Raw genomic sequence first — 25650 nt, 5'->3', positions numbered from 1 at the left:
TGCTGACGCTGTTCAGGGGATCAGACGAATAAATTGGTCGGCGATTTGACCTTGCATTTCGGTCAGGTCGCGAATGCCCCGATAGGTTTTATGAATCATATTTTGCTGCAATACCCTGGCCTGATGGGCGACGCCTTCAAAAGGCTGGATCTTGCCCAGAGCCAGCAGCGGCTTTTCCGCAATGGATGTGTGAATGCTTTCAAGTCTGATCAGGGACTTCTCAGTGGTGTCCTGCAGACGGTCCTTAACGCTTTGGATTCTACTCATGGCTTGACTCTCCTGTTCTAGCTGAGGGCGCAATGCGCAGACGCGCCAGCTCATGGTAGAGGCGTAGCAGGGACGCTGGCAAGCTGTCCATTCACCCTAAATACAATGCTGCAAATGGGGGGGGCGGGCGAACATCAAGCTTGCTCATAGGCGTTCCCTGGGCGAGCAGAGGCTTGTCCAACATGCTGCAACACGACTTTGGCGACGCGGGCTATCAGCGGAGACGGGAAGTCGTGGCCCATACCGGCGATGACTTCAAGCTGCGCCTCGCGGATGTTGCGAGCGCAGGCGACGCCCTCAGAGAGAGGGATGAGAGAATCTTCATCGCCATGGATGACCAGAGTTGACGTGATGATGCGCTTTTGTAGCTCGACTAAAGAGCCTTCAGCAAGAATGGCGCTGGCTTGTCTTTGCAGGCCTTCGTGATCGACGTTGCACCGGTCGAGCACTTTGCCCACGCGCCCTAATAACTCTGAGCGGGAGGACGGGTAGCTGCGACTGCCAATGCGACGTATCTGACTGATTTTGCTCTCAATAACCTCCGCCCGCGACTTGGGACGCGTTGGCTTGATAAGCGCCAGCAGATTGGCCGGGTTCAAGGCGGGGAGGCGGCTAAAACCGGGAGCGGACATGATGGAGGTCAGACTGAGCGCCCGCTCAGGATATTTGGCGGCGGCGATTTGCGCGATCATACCGCCCATGGACGCGCCAATAAGGTGAGCGCTGGCGACCCGTAAGTGATTCAGCAGGCCTATGGCGTCGTTGGCCAAGTCGCTCAGTGTGTAAGCGCTTTTCACCCGCAAACCGAACTGCTTGCGGAGAAAGTTGGTGACTGGACGGGCATGTCCTGCGCCATTGCTTTTGCTGGAGAGACCAATATCCCGATTGTCGTAACGCACGACAAAATACCCGTTTGCAGCCAGACGTTCGCACAGAGCGTCCGGCCACACCAGCATCTGAGCGCCAAGGCCCATGATCAGCAGGATGCAGGGATCTTTTTGTGAGCCAAAGGTTTCATAGGCGAGCTGGATATCGCCAACAGCAGCATATTCAACAGTCATTTTTTGGACAACTTGGGCGGGGTTGAAACTAAAACACCATCAAATTGTAATATTGATGGTGTATAAGAGCACGCTGTTCATAAAAGATTCAATTTACTGTCATCTAACTGTCACTTGAATCTCTTTGCTATGAACAGCGCGTTTTGCTTAGGCGAAGCCTTGGGTGATGGCGCCCATTAACGGGCCTTGTCCAAAATTGCGGGTGTTGCGGTTTTGGTTCACCCAGGAGCGAAACATCTCCGCATATTCCCCCTTGCGCCAGTCATAGAGAAACTGGCAGAGAATCACCAGCGCCATATTGCCACAGTTACCGGTCAGACCGCTGACTCGCGCTTCCATGTCTGCGGGCCGGAAACTGTAGAAGTAAGGCGTGTCGGTGGGAGAGTGCGGTCCCAGGTCGGACCTGCCGATAAGCGATGCGATCAAGGCGTCGAAGTCATTGGCCTGATTCTGGGTGACGTTGATTTCGTAGCTGATCGCCGTTGGGTCCTGAATCATGGCGAAGTCGTCGTACCATAGTCCTCTGACGGTGATGTTGTTGCCGCGGGTAGTTTGCAACAAACCGGCGAGCAGGTAGGACTCAGGATTAAATCCCACCACATGGGTGACGACGCCTCTTTGTCGAGCGACCAGAGCGGTATGGCCATTTTTGAAGTAGCCGACGCAGCCTTTCGGTGATTGCCAGGAAAAGGTGGACCATAAGCGATACAGGTTGCTGGCGCCATGGCCTTCCTGCTGAACATTCAGCCGGCGAGGCGTGTGCCGCAGCCAACCTTGCCAACTGGAGACGGCGACCAACCCGACGGAGTAATCTTGGTTATTTCCGTTATTAGCTTGAACTGTCATGCGAATATCCCTATTGGTTATTGTTTTTGTTAAGGAAAGCGTTGCTTCCACAACGACTTCATCATGCCTGTAATCGGACTGGCTCGCTGTTTCGAATTGTATACGGGGCTATTTAGAACTCCCGCAATGTCCGTTTGATTATCCCGACTCCCTGTGTGATCTCGGCAGGCGTCAGGGTGGCGAATCCCAGTAACAGACCTGCTGCGGGAGGCTCTCCGTGATAGAAAGGGTGTATGGGATAAACGCGTACGCCTTGCGCCTGCACTTGTTCAATGAACGCGGAAACGGCGCTCAGCGGCAGGCTGGGCATCCAGCACACCAAGTGCAAGCCAGCGTTGTCTCCTTCCACCAGAATCTCTCTGTCCCCCTCCTGGCGCTGTAAGGCCGTCGCCAAAGTCTGTTGGCGAATGGCGTAACGTTTGCGCATTCTGCGTAGATGGCGTTCGAATTCCCCCGTCTGCATAAACTCAGCAAGAATATGCTGCTCTAACCAGGGAGAGTGGCGGTCGGTCACTTGCTTGGCGTAAGTGAACGGCTCCAACCAGCTTTTGGGGAGCAGCAGATAGCCCAGTTTTATGGCGGGGAACAGGACTTTGGAAAAGGTGCCGGCGTAGATGACTCGTTCGTGAAGGTCGAGTCCTTGCAGTGACTCAATTGGCTTGCCGCAATAACGAAACTCACTGTCGTAGTCGTCCTCGATAATCCAGGCGTCGTTCGCCTGCGCCCATTCCAGCAGCGCCAGCCGCCTGCGCAGGGACATGACGCATCCACTGGGAAACTGATGCGATGGCGTGACGTATACCAACTTGGGCGCTTCCACGCCGTGCGGCAAATCCTCTACTCTTAATCCTTCCTCGTCGACAGCGACCGGAATCAACTTGGCGTCAAGCGCGGTGAGCAATTGTTTGACTCTAGGATAGCCTGGGTTCTCTACCGCAACCCTGTCTCCCGGATTGATCGCCAGTCGCGTAATCAGATCGAACCCCTGTTGTCCGCCGGAAGTGATAACGACTCTATCGGGATGACTGCGGCATGCGCGGTTGAGTTGCAGGTAAGCGGATATCGCTTCTCGCAAGGCGGGTAAGCCCAGTGTGTCGCCATAATGACGGCTTTGCCGATACGCCCAGTGGCGGGCGGATTTCGTCCAGATATGCTGACTTTTCTCATCAAGGTCCACGTTGCCATATTGGAAATCAATCGCCGCCGGCGGTGGTATGGCTTTGACTGGGCGTTGCAGCATTAATGCGTCCCCCCAGGACGACAGGGCAGGGGCTGGGCCGGAATGCTGCGCCTGTGGCGGCGAGGCGGTGGGAAAATCTACCCCAGGCAGCGGTGAGGCGACATAGCAACCCGATCCGCGACGACTGACGATATAGCCTTCGCTAAGCAACTGGTCGTAAGCGCTGGTAACGGTGGTGCGGGACAGGCCTCGCGCGTCCGCCATGCTTCGGGAGGACGGCAGCCGTTCTCCTTCCGGCAGTAGGCCCGCCAGAATGGACTGCTTCAACTCTTCATACAGCGATAGATAGCGAGACTTCGCACTTTGCGTCGGGTCGGTCATCTAGTTTTTCTCTAAAGTGGACTCTTTATAAATATGTAAAGTGGACATTAATGTGTATCCAATTTCAAGCTAATCTGCCCACATCAATAGCTTGATGTGATTGGAAGGAGTAAGTTCGATGACTGACGATGTACTGCCCATAACCCCTAAGACCGCCTTTACTCGCAAACGGGACCGGGCGGGTTACGATCGCCGCGATATCTACGGCATATTGGATGCATCTGTTCTGTGCCATGTGGCGTTTATGTTTGACGGCGCGCCCTTTGTATTGCCAACCGCCTACTGCCGCTACGGCGATAACTTGATTGTGCATGGCGCGGTCAATGGTCGTCTGTTTAAAAGCCTTGCGGATGGGCGTGAGGCGTCCGTATGCGTCACGTTACTGGATGGTCTGGTGCTCTCCCGGCGGGCGTTCCATCACTCCATGAACTACCGCAGCGTTGTCTTGTTTGGACAGTTCGAGGCGATAGAGGATCCGGATATGAAGAATGAAGCACTGAATGCGTTGGTGGATCACATTATCCCGGGTCGCTGTGCGGACGATATCATTCCCAACACCCGCAACGAACTGGCGGCGACGGCGGTGCTGGCCATGCCGATAGTGGAGGCGAGCGCCAAAGTTCGCAGCGGCCCACCCCGAGACAAAGAAGAGGATATGGATCAGCCGGTCTGGGCGGGCGTGGTGCCCATGCGCACGGTGTATGGAATGCCTGAGGTGGACCCGGAAACCCGCAGTGACGTCAGGCTGCCGGATTACCTGCGACACCTGGCCACAGGGCAGTAGAGATTAACTCGCCCACTGCGCGCCTGCCGGTAGCGGATAGTCGCTGAACTCTACGTGGAGGATACGACGCTGGTTGGGCGTCGTTCCCTTGCTGGAGGCGTGCAGCAGGTGAGGCTTCATCACCAGGATGTCGCCCGCTCGGGCGATGCAGGACAGAGGCTTAGACGATGCGGCGACTTGCTGGATACGTTCATGGGATAACAGTCCCTCGCGGTGAGATCCCGGGATGACTTTCAAGCAGCCGTTGCTCTCATCGGTAGGGTCCAGATGAATGCGAAACGCCAGCATGCGCTCCAGCACCTCAATAGGAGGCTGGACGTGGAGAACGCCTTCTTTCTCTGACCATGGCCTCCAGTCTGGCGCAACAAACCGTTCACTGACGCAAACGGTTCTGTCCTGATGCCAAGTGACCAGCCAGTTTTTTCGGGGCGTTTTATTGAACAGGATCGCTCGGACCCGTTGTGGAGCATCTTGCAAGTAGCGGGAGGCCAGTTGCGTGAGATCGCCGCCGGCCAGCCACTCCCTTAATGTTTTGTACTTGCGATCCGCGTTACGCACGCCGGAGCCGGAGTTAACCTCGTCATCGCAGGCAACTTCCTGCAGGATGGCGTTGATCAATGATGCAGGCAGTGCGTCCCGCAGCCATTCCAAACCATCGCGGTGGAAGTCGAACGCCATCAATCCAGCACTTTTTCTTTGAACTCGCACAGATCGGAGATGACGCAGGCGCCGCATCGGGGTTTGCGGGCGGTGCAGATATAGCGGCCGTGGAGAATCAGCCAGTGATGAGCGTCCATCAAGTATTCTTTGGGGACGTGTTTCATCAGCTTGTGCTCCACTTCCAGCACGTTTTTGCCGGGGGCGATATTGGTGCGGTTGGAGACCCGGAATATATGTGTATCCACCGCCATGGCCGGCTGACGGAAAGCGGTGTTGAGAACGACATTGGCGGTCTTACGGCCGACTCCTGGCAGCGCTTCGAGGGCTTCCCGGGTCTGCGGCACTTCTGAGTTGTGTTGGTCGATCAGGATTTTGCAGGTCTTGATGACGTTTTCCGCTTTGCTGTTGAACAGGCCGATGGTCTTGATGTACTCCTTAAGGCCCTCCACACCCAGCGCGTAAATGGCTTCCGGCGTATTCGCCACGGGGTAAAGCTTGCGGGTGGCTTTATTAACGCTCACATCGGTGGCCTGAGCGGACAGAACCACTGCAATCAGTAGTTCAAAGGGAGTGTTGTACTCCAACTCCGTGGTCGGGTTGGGATTTTCCGCTTTTAGGCGGGCGAATATCTCCGCTCGTTTTTGCTTATTCATCAGTCTTCTTATGGTTTGTATTCACAGTCAAAAGCGCCGTCGCGTGCTTGCGTGACGGGTGGCGAGAAAGTCGGCGTCAGCGGTTTAGGATATCTTTCCGGTGACCCGTACCCGCTTGCCGCCAGAGATAGGCTTCTCCAGTTTCACTGCAGCGGCTTCCTTCATGCGTTTATCGATCACATTTTTTAGCGCAATCAACAGGCCCATGCCGACAAAGGCGCCGGGGGGCAGCACGGCGAAAAGAAAGTCTGAGTAGTCGGCGAACAACTCAAGCTTCCAGCTCCGTGCAGATTCGCCAAACAGCAGGTCCATTCCAGAAAACAGAGAGCCTTGTCCTATGATTTCACGCATACCGCCCAACACTATCAACACGAGACTGAAACCCAAGCCCATCATAAAGCCGTCGAGCAGGGAGGGGAGAATCGGATTCTTGGAGGCGAAAGCGTCTGCGCGTCCAAGAATGGCGCAGTTGGTGACGATCAAAGGGATAAAAATGCCGAGAATTTCATACAGCTCATAGGCGAAGGCCTGCATCAGCAGCTCGGCGCAGGTCACGAAAGAAGCGATGATCATGACGAATGCGGGCAGGCGTACGGATTCGGGCACGTAGTTGCGGATCATGGAAACCGCGGCGTTGGAGCCGGTCAGCACCAAAGTCGTGGCCAATCCCAGGCCGATGGCGTTGACCACGGTGCCTGTCACCGCCAGCAGGGGGCAGAGGCCCAGCAGTTGCACTAATGCCGGGTTGTTTTTCCACAATCCGTCACGAACTATTTCTTGATAGCTTTTCGCCATTATGCAGATCCTGGGTTCATTCGGTCATTCATGTTCGATACGCTCGCCAGTCCGGCTATTCCTGTGTCGCGGTTGCGGTATTGACGCCGCTATTGCTACGCAAGAGTTGATCACGATGGCTTTGAAAATAGGTTAGCGCATTACGCACCGCCTTCACTACCGCTCTGGGCGTGATGGTGGCGCCGGTCATCTGATCGAAATCGCCGCCGTCCTTTTTCACTTTCCAGCGGTCTTCCGCAGGAGAGCTGAGCGAGCGGCCGGGAAACTGTTCCACCCAGGGAGATTTCCGCGCTTCGATCTTATCGCCCAACCCCGGGGTTTCCTTATGAGCGGTGACGCGTACGCCTTTGATGACGCCGTCCGGCTGAATGCCGACGATACCCTGGATTTCTCCGGTGTAGCCATCCGGCGCGACAAAAGGCAGAATCACCGCCACCGGCGAGCCGTGACGGGTAGCCAGATAGGCTTCCGTTGTGTCTTTGGCTCCGAGCAAAGGGTCCGGGTGCAAGAGGATGGGCGCCGCCAGCATGTCGTTATCGTGCTCGGTACGTGGAACCACTTCATACAGCGCCTTGGCGCGGGCGTGTTTTTCCGCATCTGCGATACGATCAGCAGTGCTGACTTGAGTGACCGCGATCAACCCGGCGGTCACCACAGCGAATATCGCGAGCCCGATGCCGCCCCGAAGAATGGATGCCTGTAATGCGTTCATTGGCGTCTCCTAATCCTGTTTCACGCCGCGACGGGCTTTGCGGTGTCCGTAAGTGCGGGGCTGGGTGTAATAGTCGAGGAACGGCGCGGCGAAGTTCATCAACAGTACGGCGAAGGCCACGGCGTCCGGGTAGTTGCCCCAGGTGCGAATCAGGTAAACCAGAATGCCGACGCCAGCGCCGTAATAAAGCTTGCCGAGTTTGCTGGTGGCGGCGGAAACCGGGTCTGTAGCGATGAAAAAAGCGCCCAGCATGGTGGCTCCGGCGAGTAGATGCAGTTGCAGCGGCGCATATTTGTCTTCATCCCAGCCTAGTAACAGAGAGCACAGCGCCAGAGCGGCGAGCATGCTGACTGGAATATGCCAGGTTATAATCTTGCGCCAGATAAGCAGTAGTCCCCCGGCGAGGAAGGCCAGGTTAACCCACTCCCAGCCCAGCGCAGTGCGCGCGCCGAAGACGGGCATGGCGAAGACTGCTTCTGAAGTGCCGGCGACAATTTCGTGCTTATAGGTGTCCAAAGGCGTGGCCATGGTGTAGCCGTCCACGCCGATTTCCGCTCCCCAGAAGATGTGAGCGAAAGCGTCCATGAATCCCGGAATTTCCGCCAGGGGACGCGGCGTCGCCCAGTTAGTGGTCATCGCCACAGGGAATGACACCAGCAGCAGCGCGTAACCCACCATGGCGGGGTTGAATGGATTATTGCCCAAGCCGCCGTAAATCTGCTTGGCGAATATGATGGCGAACGCCGTCCCGACGAATGTGACCCACCAGGGCGCGTAAGGCGGCAGCGCCAGTCCCAGCAAAACCCCGGTGAGAACGGCGCTGTAGTCCCGCAGATAAAAGGCCAGGGGGCGTTTGCGCAGCGTGAGCACAAAGGCTTCCGCCGCCACTGCGGTTAATGACGCCAGAATGACGTTGATCAGGGTTCCCCAGCCAAAGAACCAGGTCATGGTCAGTAATCCGGGCGCGGTGGCCAGGATCACCCACTGCATGATAGCGGTCGTGCGCGCAGGGCCTTTCAAGTGAGGGGAGGTGATGCGAAGAAATGCCATGGGTTAAGCGCCCGCTCCGTCAGTGCTGGTCTGATTTTCCGCTGCGTCGCCGCGAGCTTCGTTAAGTGTGGCGCGGGCGGCGGCGACCCGATCCTGGTTTTTTTCCACCGCTCTGGTGAGTTTCGCCACTTTCGCCTCGTCTACGGGGGATTCCTGTTGGGCTTCGTTGAGCATGTTCTGCATCATGACAAGTTTATCCTGCGCTTTCTCCAGCGCGGAGGTCAGAGCCTCAATTTCCTCAGGAGACGCCACTTTGACGCCAGAACTGGCGGCTTGTGTCTGGGCTTCCCGCAGCGTTTCTTGCGCTGCGGCCAAACGGTCCTGATTCTTTTCCACGGCGCGTTGCAACTTGGCGATTTTGGCTTCGTCGGACGGCTGCTCTGCTTTGGCGTCCTCCAACATGCCTTGCATCATGCTCAGCTTGTCACGGGCTTTATCAACCTGAGAACTCAGTTCTTCCAGGTTGGGCTCCGGCGGCTTATCGGTCGCTTTATCTGTCGGGACTGACTCCGCTTCCAACTCCGCCAGCTTCGCCCTGGTTTTCTCCACGGTTTCGGTCAGTTGCGCCGCCCGCTGTGGGTCGGTTTCGCGACAGGCCTCTATCGCTTGGGTCAGAGTCTTTATCTTGTCCCGGGTGCGGGCGATAGCGCGCACCTGTTGCTCAGGGTCTGTCTGGGTCGCAGGCCCGGTGTTTGAGGCGACAGATGTTGCTGTCGCTGAGTTCTGAGCGACGTGAAGGGCTTTTTCCGCCGCCGCCAAACGTTCTTCGTTTTTGGCGATCGCATTGCGCAGCTTTTCCTGCATGGCGGTATTGGCTCCATCGGATTCCGCCAGCGTCTCGCGTACTTTTTCCAGTTTCTCCCTGGCCTTGTCTACATTGGTTTGCAGTTCGGCGATATTGACCTGGGGAAGGGTGGGAGCCGGTGCGCGCTTGGCTTGGGCGCGCATGATGGCGGCTTCTATCGCCGCTTTCTTCGGGTCTACTTCCGCCGGCGCATCCTGTTGCTGGGCCGCCTTTTCCGCCTGCGCTTTAGCGGCGGCTTCCGCACGGGCCTTGCGTTTGGCTTCTTTCTCTTCTTTCTCGCGTTCAAGACGGGCTTGTCGGAATTCGAAACGCTCACGCGCCTTGTCGGATTTCTGTTGCTCCTGCGCCGCTACCCGGATTTGATTCTTGGCGTAACGGTAATATTGCACCAGTGGGATGCTGCTGGGGCAGACATAAGAACAGGCGCCGCACTCAATGCAGTCGAACAGGTTATAGTTCTCCGCCTTATCAAATTCCTGGGCTTTGGAAAACCAATAGAGCTGCTGCGGCAGCAGTTCCGCCGGACAGGCCTCGGCGCAAAGGCCGCAACGAATACAGGCCTGAGCGGGATCGGGTCTGGGAAATTCCCTGGCCGATACCGCCATAATGCAATTGCTGGTCTTCACCAGCGGCAACTCTGGATCTGTTAAGGTGAAGCCCATCATGGGGCCGCCCATGATCAGACGATCCGTTTTGCTCGCGTCGAATCCCGCCTGCTGCAACAGGTCAGACATGGGCGAGCCTAATAAAACTTCAAAATTACCGGGCGTAGCAACGCCGTCGCCTGTCACTGTGGTGATGCGAGAAATTAGCGGCTCACCGAAGCGGACGGCGCGGTAAACTGCGGCGGCGGTGCCTACATTTTGGCACATCACGCCAATATCCGCGGGGATCTTGCCATGCGGCACTTCCAGCCCGGTGAGAATTTTGATGAGTTGTTTCTCACCGCCGGATGGGTATTTGGTGGGAATCACAACCACTTCGATATGAGTGCCGGCGGCGGCCTGCTTCAGTGCGGCGATGGCTGCCGGCTTATTGTCCTCGATGCCGATCAGACATTCTTCAGGCTCCAGAAGCTGAGCCATGATTTCCATGCCGTGAATGACTTCGTCGGCGCGCTCACGCATCAGCATGTCATCGGCGGTGATGTAAGGCTCGCATTCCGCCGCATTCAATATCAGCGCATTGACCTTGTCGTTGCGAGGCGGGTGCAGTTTGATCGCAGTGGGAAAGCCTGCGCCGCCCATGCCGGCGATACCGCCCTGATGGACGCGCTCCAGCAGTTGTTCTGGGCTAAGTGAGCGGTAGTCTTCGCATGGCGTCAGGTCCGTCCAGGCGTCTTTCCCATCCGTCTCGATCACGATGCAGATATCGTTGAGACCGGAAGGGTGCGGCACAGGGCGTCTTTCTATGGCCGTCACCGTGCCGGAAGACGATGCATGAACCGCTACGCTGACCGGCCCCTCCGCAGCGGCGATGACTTCGCCTTTCAATACTTTTTGACCCGGCTCCACCAGGGCTTTGGCGGGCTGGCCAATATGCTGGCTCAACGGAAGTATCAACGTTTTCGGCAGCGTCGCCTTGCGGATCGGTCGGCTGGTGGATTGGCTTTTATTTTCCGGAGGGTGTACGCCGCCGTGGAAATCCCAGATTTGTCTCATGCTCAGGCCTTACTTCCTCACGCCGCCATACCGTTATTCTGATCTGTCGCGATGATCGCGCCGCCATTTGTCGGCGGCTTGGGCATATCCCAGGCCCAATCGCGGATGCCGCTGGGGGCGGGAATCATATCTATGCAGTCCACGGGACAGGGATCGACGCACAGGTCGCACCCCGTGCATTCGCTGACGATCACTGTGTGCATCTGTTTGGCGGCGCCGAGGATGGCGTCCACCGGGCAGGCCTGGATGCACTTGGTGCAGCCGATGCACTCATCTTCGCGAATATAGGCCACCTGTTTGCCCTTGCTTTCGCCATGTTCGGAATCCAGAGGCATGGCCTCAACATCCAGCAAATCCGCCAGGGCCGTAATGGTGGCTTCCCCGCCGGGAGGGCACTTATTGATGGCGTCGCCGTTGGCGATAGCTTCCGCATAAGGGCGGCAGCCGGGGTAACCGCACTGTCCGCATTGGGTTTGCGGCAACAGGCCGTCGATCTGGTCGACGATGGGGTTGCCTTCCACTTTGAATTTGACGGAGGCGAAGCCAAGTACGGCTCCGAAGGTAAGCGCCAGCGCGGAGAGCGCCAATACGGCTAAGACGACAATACTCATCTGCGGAAGGCCCCTAGATATTAACCAGGCCGGTGAAGCCCAGGAACGCCAGTGACATCAGGCCGGCGGTGATCATCCCGATGGCGCCGCCCTTGAACGGTTCCGGCACATCCGCGGCGGCGATGCGTTCGCGCATAGCGGAAAACAACGTCAGCACCAGGGAGAAACCGACAGCGGCGCCGAACCCGTACAGGATCGACTCCATGAAATCATTTTGCTTTTTGATGTTTAACAGCGCTACGCCAAGCACGGCGCAGTTAGTGGTGATCAGCGGCAGAAAAATACCCAGGACGCGATAAAGCAGGGGGCTGGTTTTTTTAATCACCATTTCCGTGAACTGGACGACGACTGCGATCACCAGAATAAACGTAATGGTTTTTAAGAACTCCATGCCGAGGGGCGCCAAAAGATATTCGTACGCCAGATAGCTGCATAATGATGAGAGCGTCAGCACAAAGGTAGTGGCCAGGGACATGCCCATGGCGGTTTCCAGCTTGTTGGAAACGCCCATGAAAGGGCACAGGCCCAGGAATTGGACCAGTACGAAGTTGTTGACCAGTATGGTGCTCACCAGTATCAACAGGTATTCAGTCATCAGCGCCTCTTATTCAGGATCTTCACCGGCTGTATCCTAATGCTAGCCAAAGCGTCGCTTATGGAAGCTCGCCGCGCAACAGGTCGCCAGCTTCCGGAATTCCCTGGTTCCGGCGATTATTATCTGGTTGTGTCGCAGTGCGTTCAAGGCTGCGCCTGTCGCCCTTGCGCGGATTTAGCGCAAAATTGAGCTGGCGCAGCAAAACGGCGCCTGAAAGCGCCGTTGTGTCGGTTATTTAACCTGCATGCCCGGCTGCGCGCCGCTGTCCGGCTGCAACAACCAGATATCTTTACCGCCGGGGCCCGCCGCCAGCACCATGCCTTCGGACATGCCGAGCTTCATCTTGCGCGGCTCCAGGTTGGCGACCATAACCGTCAGGCGGCCCACCAGGTCTTCCGGCGCATAGGCGGATTTGATGCCGGCGAACACCTGACGCTGCTCAGTGCCGATATCCAGTTGCAGGCGTAACAGTTTGTCCGCGCCTTCCACGTGCTCCGCGGAGACGATTTTGGCAATGCGCAGGTCGATTTTGGCGAAGTCGTCGAACTTGATCGTTGGCGCAATCTCCTCTTCGGATTTCGCCTCTTTCTTGTCCTTTTTCGCTTTGCCGTTGTCTTTTGGCGCCTGCGCCATGTTGTCTTTAGAGGCTTCCACCATGGCGTCCACGGCCTTTGGATCGACCCGGGAGATCATTGGCTTGAACTCATTGACAGCATGGTCGGTCAGCGGCTGCAACGGTTTGTTCCAGACGATGGGTGTGTTCAGGAATTCCGCCGAAGCCGCAGCGACGCCCGGCAGCACTGGGGCCAGATAGGTGATCAGGATGCGGAACAGGTTAACGCCGACAGAGCAGACGTCCAACACTTCCTGCTCTTTACCTTCTTCCTTCGCCAGTTTCCAGGGCGCTTTTTCATCGATGTATTTGTTGGCCAGATCGGCCAACGCCATGATTTCTCTGACCGCTTTACTATATTCGCGATCTTCGTACGCCTGGGCGATAAAGTCGGATTTGGACAGGAACTGTTCCACCAATTCCGGCTCGCTGATCTTAGACGACAGTTTGCCTCCCGCTTTGGTAATGAACTTGGCGCAGCGGCTGGCGATGTTGACTAGTTTGCCAACCAGGTCGGCGTTCACTTTCAGCGTGAAGTCCTGCAGGTTTAAGTCCAGATCGTCCACATTGGAGGTCAATTTGGCGGCGAAGTAATAACGCAGGTACTCAGGATTCAGGTGCTCCAGATACGTCCGCGCCATGATGAAGGTGCCGCGGGACTTGGACATTTTTGCCCCGTCCACCGTCACAAAACCATGCGCATAAACAGCGCTGGGCGTTCTGAAATCCGCGCAGCTCAGCATGGACGGCCAGAACAGCGCGTGGAAGTTGATGATGTCCTTGCCGATGAAGTGATACAGCTCGGCGGTGGAGTCTTTCTTCCAATATTCGTCGAAGTCCAGATCCGCGCGCCGCGCGCACAGATTCTTGAAGCTCGCCATGTAGCCAATCGGCGCATCCAGCCAGACATAGAAGAACTTGTCAGGCTGATCTGGAATTTCGAAGCCGAAGTAGGGGGCGTCGCGGGAGATGTCCCACTCCTGCAGGCCTGCGTCTAGCCACTCCGCCAGCTTGTTGGCGATCTGCGGCTGCAGGGCGCCGCTGCGTGTCCACTGTTGCAGGAATTCCTGGAAGTCAGGCAGTTTGAAGAAGAAGTGCGTGGAGTCTTTTTCAATGGGCGTCGCGCCGGAAATGGCGGAGCGGGGATTGATCAATTCAGCGGGCGAGTAAGTGCTGCTGCATACTTCACAGTTATCGCCGTACTGGTCTTCCGCTTTACATTTGGGGCAGGTTCCTTTGATGAAACGGTCGGCCAGGAACAAGTTCTTTTCCGGGTCGTAAGCCTGGGTGATAGTGCGCGTGGCGATCTTACCCGCGTCCAGACAGGCCTTGTAAATGTACGAAGACAGCTCCCGGTTTTCTTCCGAGTGCGTGGAATAATAATTGTCGAACTCGATCAGAAACTCTGCAAAGTCACGACGGTGATCGGCGTTGACCTGATCGATCAATTGCTCCGGAGTGATACCCATCTGCTCGGCTTTAAGCATTATCGCTGTGCCGTGCGCGTCGTCCGCGCAGACATAGGTGCATTGGTGTCCGCGAAGTTTTTGGAAGCGCACCCAGATATCGGTCTGGATGTATTCCAACAGGTGCCCCAGGTGAATTGGGCCGTTCGCGTACGGTAAAGCGCTTGTGACGAGAATTTTTCTAGGCTCTCCGGACATAATTCTTTCCGTTATTACTCATATAAGGCTTGTCGCCAAGCCATGGACAATGGCCGTCGACGTCGATGCGTCGGCGGTGGTGACAAAACGCGGGACGGATGTTGTCATCAGGATTCCCGCGAGGGCGCATATGATACCGTTTGGAAGCCTGATTTTCATCCTGCCGGGCGCGATTAAATTGAATAAAACCATACTGATTCAGTATAGTATTGCCCCATCTTTCCTCTATATATCCCACCTTTTCCGGAGAACAGAATGAGCAGCATTGACAGATCTGCAGTGGAAGCCGCCATCAAGGGCTATAAGGACCCCTATCTGAAAGAAGATCTTTTCGCTATTGAGGCGATAAAGTCGCTGGATATTCAAGGGAGCACCGTCAAGCTGGAGGTGGAGTTGGGCTATCCGGCCGCGGGCGTCGCCGGCGGGTTGAAGCAGATCGTCGGTTTGGCGATTGAAGATGTGGATGGCGTCGAGCGCGCAGAGGTGAACGTCAGCTGGAAAGTTCTGCCGCATCAGGCGCAGCGCAATCTGCAGAATATCAAGAGCGTGAAAAACATCATTGCGGTCGCCTCCGGCAAAGGCGGTGTGGGGAAATCCACCACCGCCGTAAATCTGGCGTTGGCGCTGCAGAAAGAGGGCGCCAAGGTGGGCGTGCTGGATGCGGATATTTACGGTCCCAGTCAGGGCATGATGCTGGGCGTGGCCGACGGCGCCCGTCCGGATGTGCAGGACGGCCAGTTCTTTATCCCTATTCGCGCTCACGGCATGCAGGTGATGTCCATGGCGTTTCTGGTGACGGAAAAAACGCCGATGGTGTGGCGCGGACCGATGGTCAGCGGCGCGCTTCTACAATTGCTCACGCAAAGCCTGTGGGAAGATCTGGATTATCTGATTGTGGACATGCCCCCTGGCACTGGCGACATTCAGCTCACGCTGGCGCAAAAAGTGCCAGTGACCGGCGCCGTCATTGTCACCACGCCTCAGGACATCGCGCTGCTGGATTGCAAGAAGGGCATTGAAATGTTCCGTAAAGTGGATATTCCGGTGCTGGGCGTCGTAGAAAATATGAGCATTCATATCTGCAGCAACTGCGGTCACCACGAGCCCCTGTTCGGCGCCGGCGGCGGCGAGCGCGTCTCGGAAGAATACGATACGGAGTTGCTGGGGCAGTTGCCTTTGCACATGACTATCCGCGAGCAAACGGATTCCGGTTCGCCGACCGTGGCGGCGGAGCCGGACTCCGAAGTTGGCCTGATTTATCGGGATATAGCGCGCAAGCTGGGGGCGATATTGTCGCAGCGGGCCAAAAATCAGGCGCAAATGTTTCCTGAGATCATTATCAAATCGGACTGATGTCCCGTTAATAGTTGCTATAGCGCGCTGTTCCGGTATGGGACCTTTGTCTAAAACCGGCTATCCATGTATGATTGCGCGCTTATCGATCAACCAGTGCAGAATGAGTAAGAGTTATGGCGATTAAGTCGGATAAGTGGATTCGTAGAATGTCCCTGGAGCATGGCATGATCGAGCCGTACGAAGGGAACCAGGTGCGCGAGTCGGAGAATGGCAAGATCATCTCCTACGGCGTTTCCAGTTATGGCTACGATGTCCGCTGCAGTAACGAATTTAAAATTTTCACCAATGTCCATTCTGTCACCGTTGATCCCAAGGCCTTTGATTCGAAGAGTTTTGTGGATTTCGTCGGGGACGTGTGCATTATTCCTCCCAATTCTTTCGCCCTGGCGCGCACAGTCGAATACTTCCGTATTCCCCGCAATGTGCTGACTGTCTGTCTGGGCAAATCAACCTACGCCCGTTGCGGCATTATCGTCAACGTCACTCCGCTGGAGCCGGAGTGGGAAGGGCACGTGACATTGGAGTTCTCCAACACGACCAATCTGCCCGCCAAGATCTACGCCAACGAAGGTGTGGCGCAGATGCTGTTTTTTGAGTCAGACGAAGTGTGCGACGTCAGCTACAAGGACCGCGGCGGCAAGTATCAAGGGCAGGTTGGCGTTACGCTACCGAAAGCCTGATCCCTTTCTATGATGCAGGCGGCGCGCCGACGACACGTTGGTTCGCCGCCTGCGGTGTTGGTGTATCTCTGAAGAATTGGTTCGCAACATGGCGCAAGAGGGTGTCATTAAATTTGATCTGCGGCACACGCAGCAAACGCTGCCTGAGCATTTGGATCTTAGCGAGCTTGAAGCCTGGCGGGGCGTGCTGTTTGAGCATGGTCTGATCGGGCAGGATCCTTTTCGTTATGACGGCTTGGGCTACGGCAACATCAGTATGCGCGCCAGCCCGGAAGGGGCGTTTATCGTCACAGGCAGCCAAACGGGAGGCGCCTCTCAGCTTGAGGCGAACCAGTATGCCCTCGTGACGGAAGCTGAAGTGGACGCCAATCGCCTGACGTCACTTGGTGAAATAAAACCTTCCTCAGAATCCCTGACCCATGCGTTGTTGTATGCGCTTGACCCCGAGATCAAGGCGGTGGCGCATGTGCATTCGCCGGAAATCTGGCATAACGCAGCGGCTCTTGGTCTGACGACAACGCCAGAAAGCGCGGAGTATGGCAGTATGGATCTGGTCGACGCCATTAAGTCATTGTGGCGTGACGGTAAGCTGAAGACGCCCGGCGTTTTTGTCATGCTGGGACACCAGGATGGCGTGGTGGCTTTCGGATCCTCGTTAAGGGCGGCGACCGGTATTATTTTGAACGCTCATCACCAAGCAATATTCGGCGTTCCAACCTCACCCGGCGGCGACCGCCGTCTTTGATTTCCCTTATACTGGAGCCGAAGCATTCGGCCCATTCATTTAACTCTGACTAACTATTCCCGGTAAGGAGACTCCTGGTGGCGTCTTTAAAGCATTTTAAAAAACTCGAAAGTCTGCGTGGCTGGCGGCAAGTTGTATTTGTCTTATCTTTGGCGGAACGGGCGACCCCGAACCTGAAGTTGTTCGTCGAGTCTCAGGAGTTGGCGCTGTCCCGTGAAGTGAAAGGGGTTCTGGGCGCATTGTGGAAAACGGTGCAGGAAAACGCCAAGCTGCAAACTTTGCCCTACGTGGAAAAGCTGGAAGAGTTCCTCGATCAACTCAGCGACATTGACGCCTATGGCGCGCGCCCGGCGTCTGACTGGGCCCAGTTGCTCCTGCTTGGGCTGCAGTTGTGGGATGATGAGAAAACCAAAAAGGCGCGCGAAGCTTCTGAAATCTCCTTCCGCACAGTGACGGATTTTGTTGAGTTCTCCGAAGGCGAGGGGCTTTCCGACGACGAGCTGGTGGCCTTGTGGGATAAACATCCCTTGGTGAAGGATGAATTAGCATTTCATGATGAACTTTACGCCAAACTGCAGGAGCTACGCGCGCCCACTGCCGAAGGGCTGGCGGAGATACGTAAGCTCAGTCGCCAGGGTGGCGTGAGTAATATTGGTATTTCTCTGGATGGATAATCGTTCGTGCCAGCAAGCGCATCCGTAAAAATACAATTGTCTGCATTCAGCTAAAAATTGTAGTCTCTGACGCTCCCCGTAGAGGTTCTCTGCGGGAAAAAGCCTTAAACTATTATCGGTTCGGCGAAGTTTTCCGGTCGCCGGACGCCATTAAAATAATGAGTCGAGCGTAAGGGGAGTGTCATGTTGTTATCGGAATTTGGAACCAAGTTTACCAGGGAAGCTGGCATCAATTCGTTAATGGAGGATTTGGGGAACGCCCTTGCCGGAGGCGACATGATCATGATGGGGGGCGGCAACCCAGGCAACATCCCCGAAGTTCAAGCCGCGTTCCAAGACCAGTTGGCGCGCATCAGCGCTGACGCAGACGAATTCCGTAAATTGACTGGCATCTATGACCCGCCTCAAGGGGAGAAGCAATTTATCGCCGCTTTGGCGGAGTTGTTGAGCCGGGAGTACGGTTGGCCGATCAAGCCGGAAAACATCGCTCTTACCAATGGCAGTCAGTCCGCCTTTTTTATTCTCTTCAACATGTTCGCCGGGCGTTATCCCGATGGTGGTCATAAACGCATTATGTTGCCGATGACGCCAGAGTACATTGGCTATGCGGACGCTGGACTCAGTGAAGATTTCTTTATCTCATCCAGGCCGACCATCGAAATGCTGGATGAGCATACTTTTAAATACCACGTTGATTTTGACCATCTCAATATTGACGAGAATGTCGGCGCCATGTGCGTATCCCGTCCCACCAACCCGACGGGCAATGTATTGACCGACACTGAAATGGCGCGCTTGATCGCTATGGCGAAGGAGCATGATGTGCCGCTCATTGTCGACGGCGCTTACGGCCTGCCTTTCCCTGACTTGGTGTACATCGACGCCAAACCCGTTTGGGATGAGCATTTGATATTGTGCTTGAGCCTGTCCAAGCTGGGCTTGCCGGCGGTCAGAACGGGGATCGTGATCGCTCAACCGGAAATCATCAAAGCTGTGGCGTCGGTTAATGCCATCGTTAATCTGGCGCCAGGAAGCTTCGGCGCTATGTTGACCAAAGACTTTGTCCGCAGCGGCGAAATTCTGCGAATCAGCCGTGAAGTGGTTAAGCCATGCTATCAGGCTAAGGCTGAGAAGGCGGTGGCGACGCTGCATCGAGAGTTGGATGGGTTGCCTTTTGCGTTGCACAAAGCGGAGGGCGCCATGTTTCTGTGGCTATGGCTGCGCGATTTCCCGCTTTCCAGTCATGAGCTTTACCAGCGCCTGAAGCAAAAGGGTGTGTTGGTGGTGTCTGGCCACTATTTCTTCCCGGGATTGCAGGAAGAGTGGGAGCATACTCATGAGTGTCTGCGTATTACTTATTCGCAGGACGAGGAGTTGGTGGAGAAGGGCTTGAAGATTATGGCGGAAGAGATCCGTCGCCTTTACGCAGAAAAGTCCTGATTGATGAAATCCGTACGGAGCGAGCGCTTTCGCTCTGTACGGATGAGTAACTAAGAGTGGTGCGTCAGGGTTTGATAACCCGGTCGCCCACTTTGGCCTTTTCCAGATAGATTTCGTATTTCTCTCCATCCGGTTCAATCTGCACCATTTGCACCAACAGGTAATTCCAGTCCTTAGCGAACCAGAGGCGGGTTTGTCGATCGCTGTCCGGCTTGCGAACTTTTTCCACGACGATGCAGTCGATTTTCCCCAGGCGGGTGTCCAGCTTTTCTTCGCCAACTACACTGAAGACGAATTCCTTGAGATGTCCGCCATCTGCGACCTTATAAACTAGGTCGGTCATCCCTTTCGCCAAGTCCAGACGTAGCTGTAACTGGTAGCTGAGCTTGTCCAGTGTCTGCTCTGGAATGGTCATGCTCCATGGCTTGTTCTCAACATTGTTGCGAACGGACATCTTGTCCCAGTTGAAATCCACGGTGGCTTTTTTGTCCTTAACCCAGCCGCTCCGCTCATAGGAGTAGTTGGTGGGGCGGATGTAGTTGTTAACCCATTGGAAATTAACGCGCTCATTAATATCCACGATGAACGAGTTCACATCGAAATTGTACGACCAGGAGCCATCCTCAAGCTGTTTTAACTCTCTAACGGCGGTGCCGCGAATGGGAATGCCTTTTTTGTAAGAAGCTTTATATTCCGCCTTGGTGGGGATCAACTCCTGATTTGCGTAGGCCTGACTCGGCGCTGTTACTGCAGAGGCCGCTACTAAAAATAACGAACATGCAACAGGAAGCCTTAGTGTATCTGCGAGCGCCCTGAGGTGTCCCCGCATATATGGTTCTCCGTTGTTTAACTGACAGATCAACATTAAGCGCTCAGGCGCCTGGGATCAAGCGTCCCCAGGCGTTATCGCATTGCTGATTTGTAATCCGGCGGGAGGAAGTTCGGCGTCATCCAGATAGGCGCGCTCGTCGCGCATGACCAGCCTGCTTTCGCAGAACCAGCGCACGGCTTGCGGATATATAAGGTGCTCCTGCAATTGTACGCGATCCGCCAGGCGCTTGGGATCGTCGCCGGGCAGAACGGGAACGACCGCCTGGATAATGTTGGGGCCGCCGTCCAGTTCTTCCGTTACAAAATGCACTGTGGCGCCATGTGCTGTGTCGCCAGCTTCCAGCGCCCTTTGATGTGTGTTGAGCCCCTGATACTTGGGCAGCAGTGAAGGGTGGATGTTGAGCATGCGCCCATGATAATGGCGCACGAACTCGACTGTAAGAATGCGCATGAAGCCCGCCAGCACCACCAGATCAGGAGTGTGGCGGTCTATTTCCGCCATCAGCGCCTGGTCAAAGTCGGTCCGGGTTTCAAATTGCTTATGGTCGATTACTGTCGCGGGAACGCCCGTCTTGGCGGCGCGCTCAAGGCCGTAGGCGTTCTCTTTATTACTGATGACACTGACAATCTCGCCGTGAACGGTATCTGCGGTGACGGCGTCCAGCAATGCCTGCAGGTTGCTGCCAGAGCCAGAAATTAAAACGACGATTCGCCGCGGCGCGGATTCAGTTGCAATAGTCACGCTTAGTCAACCAAGCCTTTCAGTTCGACAACGGGTTCTTCTTCCGTGTGGGCTTCTATCGTTCCCAGACGAAACACTGTCTCTCCTGCTGCGCTCAGTAACTCCTGCGCTTTTTCGGCGCTGTCCGCGGGTACGCAAACCACCATGCCAATACCGCAGTTGAAGGTGCGGAACATTTCGTTCCAAGCGACATTGCCGTTTTCCTGCAACCAACTGAATAGTGCGGGAATCGCGAAGGCGCTGACGTCGACGACAGCCTTCGCATGCGCAGGCAGTACACGGGGCAGGTTTTCCAGCAGGCCGCCGCCAGTAATATGGGATAGCGCGTGGACAGGAGTCTGACGGATCAGTTCCAGCAACGGTTTAACGTAGATGCGAGTGGGCGCAAGCAGCGCTTCGCCCAGGGTGGCGTCGCCAAACGGCTGATTCAAATCTGCGCCGCTGACTTCTACGATCTTGCGCACCAGAGAGTAGCCATTGGAGTGAACGCCGGAGGAGGCCAGTCCAAGCAGTACATCGCCGGGTTTGACCAGGCTGCCGTCAATAATTTTGGACTTTTCAACGATCCCAACGCAGAAGCCGGCCAGATCATAGTCGTCGCCTTCGTACATGCCGGGCATTTCTGCGGTCTCGCCGCCGACCAGTGAGCAGCCCGCCTGACGACAGCCTTCGCCGATGCCGGTGACGACGGTCGCCGCCACGTCCACGGACAGTTTGCCGGTGGCGTAGTAATCCAGGAAAAACAAAGGTTCGGCGCCCTGTACGATCAGATCGTTGACACACATGGCCACCAAGTCGATGCCGATGGTGTCGTGCTTGTTTATTTGCATGGCCAGTCGTAGCTTGGTGCCCACGCCGTCGGTGCCGGAAACCAGAACCGGCTCCTGATAGCCTTTCGGCAGTTCGAACAGGGCGCCGAATCCGCCGAGTCCGGCCATCACTTCCGGACGGCGCGTCGCCTGCGCGGCGCCCTTGATGCGCTGCACCAGCGCATTGCCAGCGTCGATATCAACCCCAGCGTCACGATAACTTAAAGAAGGCTTGTCATTGGAAGCGGTCATAATAGGTGTCTGCCCTATAGCGTAGGTCCACGGAAAGGAGGCGTATTTTAACAGCCCAGTTCCCCCAGCGCCAATGCAGTAAACAATAAGTCGTAGCGGCTATTCGACTGAAGAGTCGGGCGGCATTGAAGTTAATCGGCTTTAATAGTGGAGAAAAGTTAAATGGTGTATCCTTGCCTGTCGTGCTTAGGCTCCGTATATCACCCGCCTGACGATACTGTGGTGGAAGGGGCGAAAAGGGCGCTCCCGGGCGATTGCGTCGGGTCGTCCGTAGTTTGAAAAATACGGGAGGATGGCTTGAAACAGGCCGCTAGATTGTTGTTCCGGGCGATCGTCCTGAAACGCCGGATACTGTCGTTTTTATCTTTATTCTTACTGTGCGGATATGCCCACGCTGTCGCGATCAGCGATATTTATGACGTGGAAGTGCCAGTTTCCGGACAGAACCCGAAAGAACGCGCCGAAGCTGTCGAGAAAGGCGCAGGCATGGTCATGGATCGCGTCGCAGGTAATGGCGGCTGGCGCAATGTCTTGGATGTGGCGGTGTTGGCGGAGCAGGCGCCGCGTCTGTTGGAGGAATACAGTTATGGATACGCGGTAGTGGATTCAGGTTCCGGTCCGCGTCGTCTGCTTGTATTGAAAGCGCATTACTCCGCACAGGGGTTTGAGAACCTGCTCAGTCAGTACAAAGTACCCGTATGGGGCCGCAATCGGCCGCAGGTGCTGGTATGGATGGCGGTGGAAGGCGATCGCGGACGTGAGATCCTGGGCGAAGGCGCTTCTCACAACTTGGTGGCTGCGGTGAAATATTCCGCGCAGCGTTGGGGTGTGCCTCTATTGTTGCCGTTGATGGATCTGCAGGATGCGTCCAGTCTGAATACTTCGGATTTATGGGGTTTTTTCGCGGAGCCTGTTGAGGCGTCTTCCACGCGTTACAGTCATGACTCTATCCTGATGGTGCGAGCCTATCCGAGAAGCGGTCGTTGGAGCGGCATGTGGCAGTTGCGCGTCAGTGGCCAGAAAATCGCGGAAGAGAATGTCGAAGCGGACACAATCAGCGCTATGGCGGATAAGATGATGGAGTCCGTAGCGCTGTCGCTGGCCCATAAGTATGCGGTTAACCTGGGGGTGGACGCCCAGGGTGATGAAGTGACCGTGGAAGTGTCGAATGTTACGGATTTCCGCGCTTATGCGGATATTCTCAAGTATATGCGTCAACTGGCTCCAGTTAAGAAAGCGGAGCCTGTGTATGTCGGTGAAGACATCGTACGTTTTCAATTGAAGCTGAATGGTTACCCCGAACAGCTGGCGGAACATCTGGCGCTACAGCCAAGACTGCGTCCTGAGTTAGGTCCTTCTACTCAGGAAGAGGTCGGACGCAGACTTTATTATTCCTGGGCGGGCGACCGCTAGGCTGACTAGAGGCCCTGGCGTTTCCCCAAGCTGCGGTCTCTTTCGTCAGGGTGAGCTAGAGAGCAGTATTCAATTAGAGCGACGCCCGTACGCCGGGCCGTCACACGGAATGACGACGCAACAGGTTTCCGGATAACTTCAGATTTTTTCATGGCCGGAGGAAAGCAGGATTTGCGATTAGAGTGGAGACATATCCCTAATGTCATAACCGTGTTGCGCATTTTCCTGATTGGGCCGATCGCATACTGTCTGGCCCGTGAACTATATCGGGAAGCCATGTGGCTGTTTTTTGTCGCAGGCGTCTCTGATGCGTTGGATGGTTTCCTGGCGCGGGCCTGCAAATGGTCAAGTCGTTTCGGCGCCGTGACCGATCCGTTGGCGGATAAAGCTTTGCTGGTCACGGTGTTTATCGTGTTGACTTACAATCAGGTTCTACCACTTTGGTTGACCTTGTTGGTCTTCGCCCGGGATGTGATCATAGTGGCGGGAGCCTTGACCTACCACAAACTGGTCGGCGCCTATAAAATGCAGCCCTCGCTGTGGGGCAAGCTCAGTACGCTGAGCCAGATAACCTTTATCCTTGCGGTGATTTTGAATCTCGCGGGAATAGCCATGCCTCCATGGGCTCTTGAGGGCGGAGTCTGGGTTGTCGCGCTGACCAGTTGCATCAGCGGCGCGCACTACGTGATTCTGTGGGGAGGCAGATTTTATCGCGCTCGCAACGGACTGGCCAAGTGAAGGCGCTGTAACTGCTTATTAGACTTTGCGTAGAAGATGCGGAAATCAGAAAACACACAAATGGCGCTGCGGCTGTCGAATGGCGAAAGCGCTACGCTGGAAAACTTTTTCGAGCCCCCCTCCGGCGTTGTGGTGCAGTCCATTCAACGCTTTCTCACTGCGTCTGAAGATACCGTGTTTTCCATTTGCGGCGCCTCCGCTCAAGGTAAAACCCACCTTCTGATGGCCGCCTGTAACGGCTTTCACAACGCGAAATGCTTTTATCTGTCTTTGCGTGAGTACGCGGACTTTGGCGTGGATGTGCTGGCCGGGTTGGAATCTTTCGATGTACTGTGTTTCGATGACATTGACGCCATCGCCGGGCAGCCGGAGTGGGAAGAGGCGTTGTTCCATTTGTTTAATCGTTGTCGCGATCGCGGTTGCAAGTGGCTGATCACGTCGGCGGAAGCGCCTTCCCAGACCTCATTTTTGTTACCTGACCTAAAGACTCGCTTGGCTTGGGGAGAATGCGTGCGCCTTCCTGAGCTGGACGAGGTGCAACGCATTAACGTTCTGGATATCAAGGCGGCGAATATTGGCTTTCGTCTTTCGGATGAGGTTAAGCAGTACATTATGCGCCGCGCCCCACGGGATTTAAGCTCGCTTTCTCTGATTTTGGAGCGACTGGACAAGGCTTCCCTGGTGGAAAAACGGCCCATAACCGTGCCTTTCGTCAAATCTGTGATGAATTGGTGACCCTTCCAGGCCTTAAGGTCTAACTTTTTGCCTGTTTGGCTGGCAAAATCCCCCCTGATCAGTAAGAATTTTCAGGATATAAAAATAAGCGGGGGGATTATGCGCAGAGTAGTCTTTAATCAAAAAGGCGGAGTGGGTAAATCCAGTATTGTCTGTAATCTGGCCGCCATCAGCGCCGCGCAGGGCTCCAAGACCTTGGTTGTGGATCTGGACCCGCAAGGCAATTCGAGCCTTTATCTGCTGAGCCGCAACGTCATGGAGTTGAAGGACACGGTGGCGGACTTTTTTGAGCAGACCATGGCTTTCAACTTATTCAATAAAAAGGTGGATGATTTCATTCACGCTACTCGTTATCCCAATCTTTTTGTCATGCCCGCCAGTCCTGAGCTGGAGTTTTTGGAGCGTAAGCTGGAGGCGCGGCACAAGATTTATAAGCTGCGCGATGCGCTGGTGAAGTTGGGTGACGTATTCGACCGAATTTATATTGATACCGCCCCAGCCTTGAATTTTTACACCCGATCGGCGTTAATCGCCGCCCAGCGATGTCTGATTCCGTTTGATTGCGACGACTTCTCCCGGCAGGCCTTGTACTCCATTCTTGGGGAGATCCAGGATTTGCAGGAGGACCACAACAAAGATCTTAAAGTGGAAGGGATTGTCGCGAATCAGTTTCAACCGCGAGCGAATCTGCCGACGCAGATTATTGAGTCCATGAAGGAAGAAGGCTTGCCGGTACTGCCGGTGCGCCTGAACGCCTCCGTGAAGATGAAGGAATCTCATCAGGCGCATGAGCCTCTGATACATTTCGCTCCCAAGCATCCGCTGACACAGCAGTTTCAGGAATTGCACACGATGCTCCAAGGAGCGTCTGTCTTGTCCGAGGCTTGATCAGCGTGT

26 protein-coding genes are annotated in these 25650 nt (G+C 55.6%); 10 read left to right on the top strand and 16 right to left on the bottom strand.

Features of this window, described 5'->3' with window-relative positions:
• Window positions 1–12 precede the first annotated feature (12 nt).
• The 4 genes from O5O45_RS17010 to pdxR form a co-directional block, all read right to left on the bottom strand.
• Window positions 13–267, bottom strand: coding sequence for a hypothetical protein (locus O5O45_RS17010; RefSeq protein ID WP_011395789.1), 255 nt, complete (start codon window positions 265–267; stop codon window positions 13–15).
• A 134-nt stretch (window positions 268–401) separates the two neighbouring features.
• Window positions 402–1328, bottom strand: coding sequence for an alpha/beta fold hydrolase (locus tag O5O45_RS17005; RefSeq protein WP_305900574.1), 927 nt, complete (start codon window positions 1326–1328; stop codon window positions 402–404).
• Between the two features lie 147 nt (window positions 1329–1475).
• Window positions 1476–2174, bottom strand: coding sequence for a hypothetical protein (locus O5O45_RS17000; RefSeq protein WP_305900573.1), 699 nt, complete (start codon window positions 2172–2174; stop codon window positions 1476–1478).
• A 112-nt stretch (window positions 2175–2286) separates the two neighbouring features.
• Complete coding sequence (gene pdxR, locus O5O45_RS16995) at window positions 2287–3735, bottom strand: MocR-like pyridoxine biosynthesis transcription factor PdxR (RefSeq protein WP_305900572.1); 1449 nt, start codon at window positions 3733–3735, stop codon at window positions 2287–2289.
• Between the two features lie 118 nt (window positions 3736–3853).
• On the opposite strand from pdxR, the gene O5O45_RS16990 reads away from it, so the two are divergent.
• Window positions 3854–4519, top strand: a complete 666-nt coding sequence (locus O5O45_RS16990; RefSeq protein ID WP_305900571.1) for a pyridoxamine 5'-phosphate oxidase family protein — start codon at window positions 3854–3856, stop codon at window positions 4517–4519.
• 3 nt (window positions 4520–4522) lie between these two features.
• Here O5O45_RS16990 and O5O45_RS16985 read toward each other — a convergent pair whose 3' ends face one another.
• The 9 genes from O5O45_RS16985 to metG all read right to left on the bottom strand — a co-directional run bounded on the left by O5O45_RS16985 (window position 4523) and on the right by metG (window position 14338).
• Complete coding sequence (locus O5O45_RS16985; RefSeq protein WP_305900570.1) at window positions 4523–5197, bottom strand: phytanoyl-CoA dioxygenase family protein; 675 nt, start codon at window positions 5195–5197, stop codon at window positions 4523–4525.
• A complete protein-coding gene (nth, locus tag O5O45_RS16980; RefSeq protein WP_011395795.1) occupies window positions 5197–5832 on the bottom strand; it encodes an endonuclease III in 636 nt (211 codons plus the stop codon). The genes O5O45_RS16985 and nth overlap by 1 nt, the downstream gene beginning before the upstream one ends.
• Window positions 5833–5916: 84 nt before the next feature.
• Window positions 5917–6627, bottom strand: a complete 711-nt coding sequence (locus O5O45_RS16975) for an electron transport complex subunit E (RefSeq protein WP_305900569.1) — start codon at window positions 6625–6627, stop codon at window positions 5917–5919.
• A gap of 55 nt (window positions 6628–6682) precedes the next feature.
• The gene (gene rsxG, locus O5O45_RS16970) at window positions 6683–7339 is read right to left on the bottom strand and encodes an electron transport complex subunit RsxG (protein ID WP_305900568.1); all 657 of its coding nucleotides are present in this window, start codon (window positions 7337–7339) and stop codon (window positions 6683–6685) included.
• Window positions 7340–7348: 9 nt separating this feature from the next.
• Complete coding sequence (rsxD, locus tag O5O45_RS16965) at window positions 7349–8389, bottom strand: electron transport complex subunit RsxD (protein WP_305900567.1); 1041 nt, start codon at window positions 8387–8389, stop codon at window positions 7349–7351.
• A 3-nt stretch (window positions 8390–8392) separates the two neighbouring features.
• Entirely contained in the window at window positions 8393–10855 is a 2463-nt protein-coding gene (gene rsxC, locus O5O45_RS16960; protein ID WP_305900566.1) for an electron transport complex subunit RsxC, read from the bottom strand.
• 17 nt (window positions 10856–10872) lie between these two features.
• The gene (gene rsxB / locus O5O45_RS16955; RefSeq protein WP_305900565.1) at window positions 10873–11466 is read right to left on the bottom strand and encodes an electron transport complex subunit RsxB; all 594 of its coding nucleotides are present in this window, start codon (window positions 11464–11466) and stop codon (window positions 10873–10875) included.
• Window positions 11467–11479: 13 nt separating this feature from the next.
• Entirely contained in the window at window positions 11480–12061 is a 582-nt protein-coding gene (gene rsxA, locus O5O45_RS16950) for an electron transport complex subunit RsxA (protein ID WP_011395801.1), read from the bottom strand.
• 231 nt (window positions 12062–12292) lie between these two features.
• Window positions 12293–14338, bottom strand: a complete 2046-nt coding sequence (gene metG, locus O5O45_RS16945; RefSeq protein ID WP_305900564.1) for a methionine--tRNA ligase — start codon at window positions 14336–14338, stop codon at window positions 12293–12295.
• A 255-nt stretch (window positions 14339–14593) separates the two neighbouring features.
• Here metG and apbC point away from each other — a divergent pair, with 255 nt between their 5' ends.
• The 5 genes from apbC to O5O45_RS16920 all read left to right on the top strand — a co-directional run bounded on the left by apbC (window position 14594) and on the right by O5O45_RS16920 (window position 19233).
• The gene (gene apbC / locus O5O45_RS16940) at window positions 14594–15691 is read left to right on the top strand and encodes an iron-sulfur cluster carrier protein ApbC (protein WP_305900563.1); all 1098 of its coding nucleotides are present in this window, start codon (window positions 14594–14596) and stop codon (window positions 15689–15691) included.
• Between the two features lie 116 nt (window positions 15692–15807).
• Window positions 15808–16374 carry a dCTP deaminase gene (gene dcd / locus O5O45_RS16935; RefSeq protein WP_216739791.1) on the top strand — a complete coding sequence of 189 codons (567 nt, stop codon included), beginning with the start codon at window positions 15808–15810 and terminating at the stop codon, window positions 16372–16374.
• 88 nt (window positions 16375–16462) lie between these two features.
• A complete protein-coding gene (locus O5O45_RS16930) occupies window positions 16463–17119 on the top strand; it encodes a class II aldolase/adducin family protein (protein ID WP_305900562.1) in 657 nt (218 codons plus the stop codon).
• Window positions 17120–17196: 77 nt separating this feature from the next.
• Window positions 17197–17793, top strand: coding sequence for a YjaG family protein (locus O5O45_RS16925; RefSeq protein ID WP_305900561.1), 597 nt, complete (start codon window positions 17197–17199; stop codon window positions 17791–17793).
• 183 nt (window positions 17794–17976) lie between these two features.
• Entirely contained in the window at window positions 17977–19233 is a 1257-nt protein-coding gene (locus O5O45_RS16920; protein WP_305900560.1) for a valine--pyruvate transaminase, read from the top strand.
• A 64-nt stretch (window positions 19234–19297) separates the two neighbouring features.
• Here the strand turns inward: O5O45_RS16920 and O5O45_RS16915 are convergent, their stop codons facing one another.
• Genes O5O45_RS16915 through purM form a run of 3 tightly spaced genes read right to left on the bottom strand, consistent with a single transcriptional unit; the run spans window position 19298 to window position 21867 of the window.
• Complete coding sequence (locus O5O45_RS16915) at window positions 19298–20062, bottom strand: DUF3108 domain-containing protein (RefSeq protein ID WP_305900559.1); 765 nt, start codon at window positions 20060–20062, stop codon at window positions 19298–19300.
• A 57-nt stretch (window positions 20063–20119) separates the two neighbouring features.
• Window positions 20120–20806 carry a phosphoribosylglycinamide formyltransferase gene (purN, locus tag O5O45_RS16910; RefSeq protein ID WP_305900558.1) on the bottom strand — a complete coding sequence of 229 codons (687 nt, stop codon included), beginning with the start codon at window positions 20804–20806 and terminating at the stop codon, window positions 20120–20122.
• A gap of 2 nt (window positions 20807–20808) precedes the next feature.
• Window positions 20809–21867: a phosphoribosylformylglycinamidine cyclo-ligase gene (purM, locus tag O5O45_RS16905; RefSeq protein WP_305900557.1), complete on the bottom strand. Its 1059-nt coding sequence runs from the start codon at window positions 21865–21867 to the stop codon at window positions 20809–20811.
• Window positions 21868–22164: 297 nt separating this feature from the next.
• Here purM and O5O45_RS16900 point away from each other — a divergent pair, with 297 nt between their 5' ends.
• The 4 genes from O5O45_RS16900 to O5O45_RS16885 all read left to right on the top strand — a co-directional run bounded on the left by O5O45_RS16900 (window position 22165) and on the right by O5O45_RS16885 (window position 25641).
• Window positions 22165–23280, top strand: a complete 1116-nt coding sequence (locus O5O45_RS16900; protein WP_305900556.1) for a DUF2066 domain-containing protein — start codon at window positions 22165–22167, stop codon at window positions 23278–23280.
• A 171-nt stretch (window positions 23281–23451) separates the two neighbouring features.
• On the top strand, window positions 23452–24018 hold the full coding sequence (locus O5O45_RS16895) for a CDP-alcohol phosphatidyltransferase family protein (RefSeq protein ID WP_305900555.1): 567 nt from the start codon (window positions 23452–23454) through the stop codon (window positions 24016–24018).
• Between the two features lie 36 nt (window positions 24019–24054).
• Window positions 24055–24753 (top strand): DnaA regulatory inactivator Hda, encoded by a 699-nt coding sequence (gene hda / locus O5O45_RS16890; RefSeq protein WP_305900554.1) that lies wholly within the window; start codon window positions 24055–24057, stop codon window positions 24751–24753.
• A 99-nt stretch (window positions 24754–24852) separates the two neighbouring features.
• The gene (locus O5O45_RS16885) at window positions 24853–25641 is read left to right on the top strand and encodes a ParA family protein (protein WP_011395816.1); all 789 of its coding nucleotides are present in this window, start codon (window positions 24853–24855) and stop codon (window positions 25639–25641) included.
• Window positions 25642–25650 lie beyond the last annotated feature (9 nt).

The organism is Hahella sp. HNIBRBA332, from assembly GCF_030719035.1.
Lineage (GTDB): Bacteria > Pseudomonadota > Gammaproteobacteria > Pseudomonadales > Oleiphilaceae > Hahella.
The sequence above is the reverse complement of the archived record's forward strand: the minus strand, read 5'-3'. Positions and strand labels throughout refer to the sequence as shown.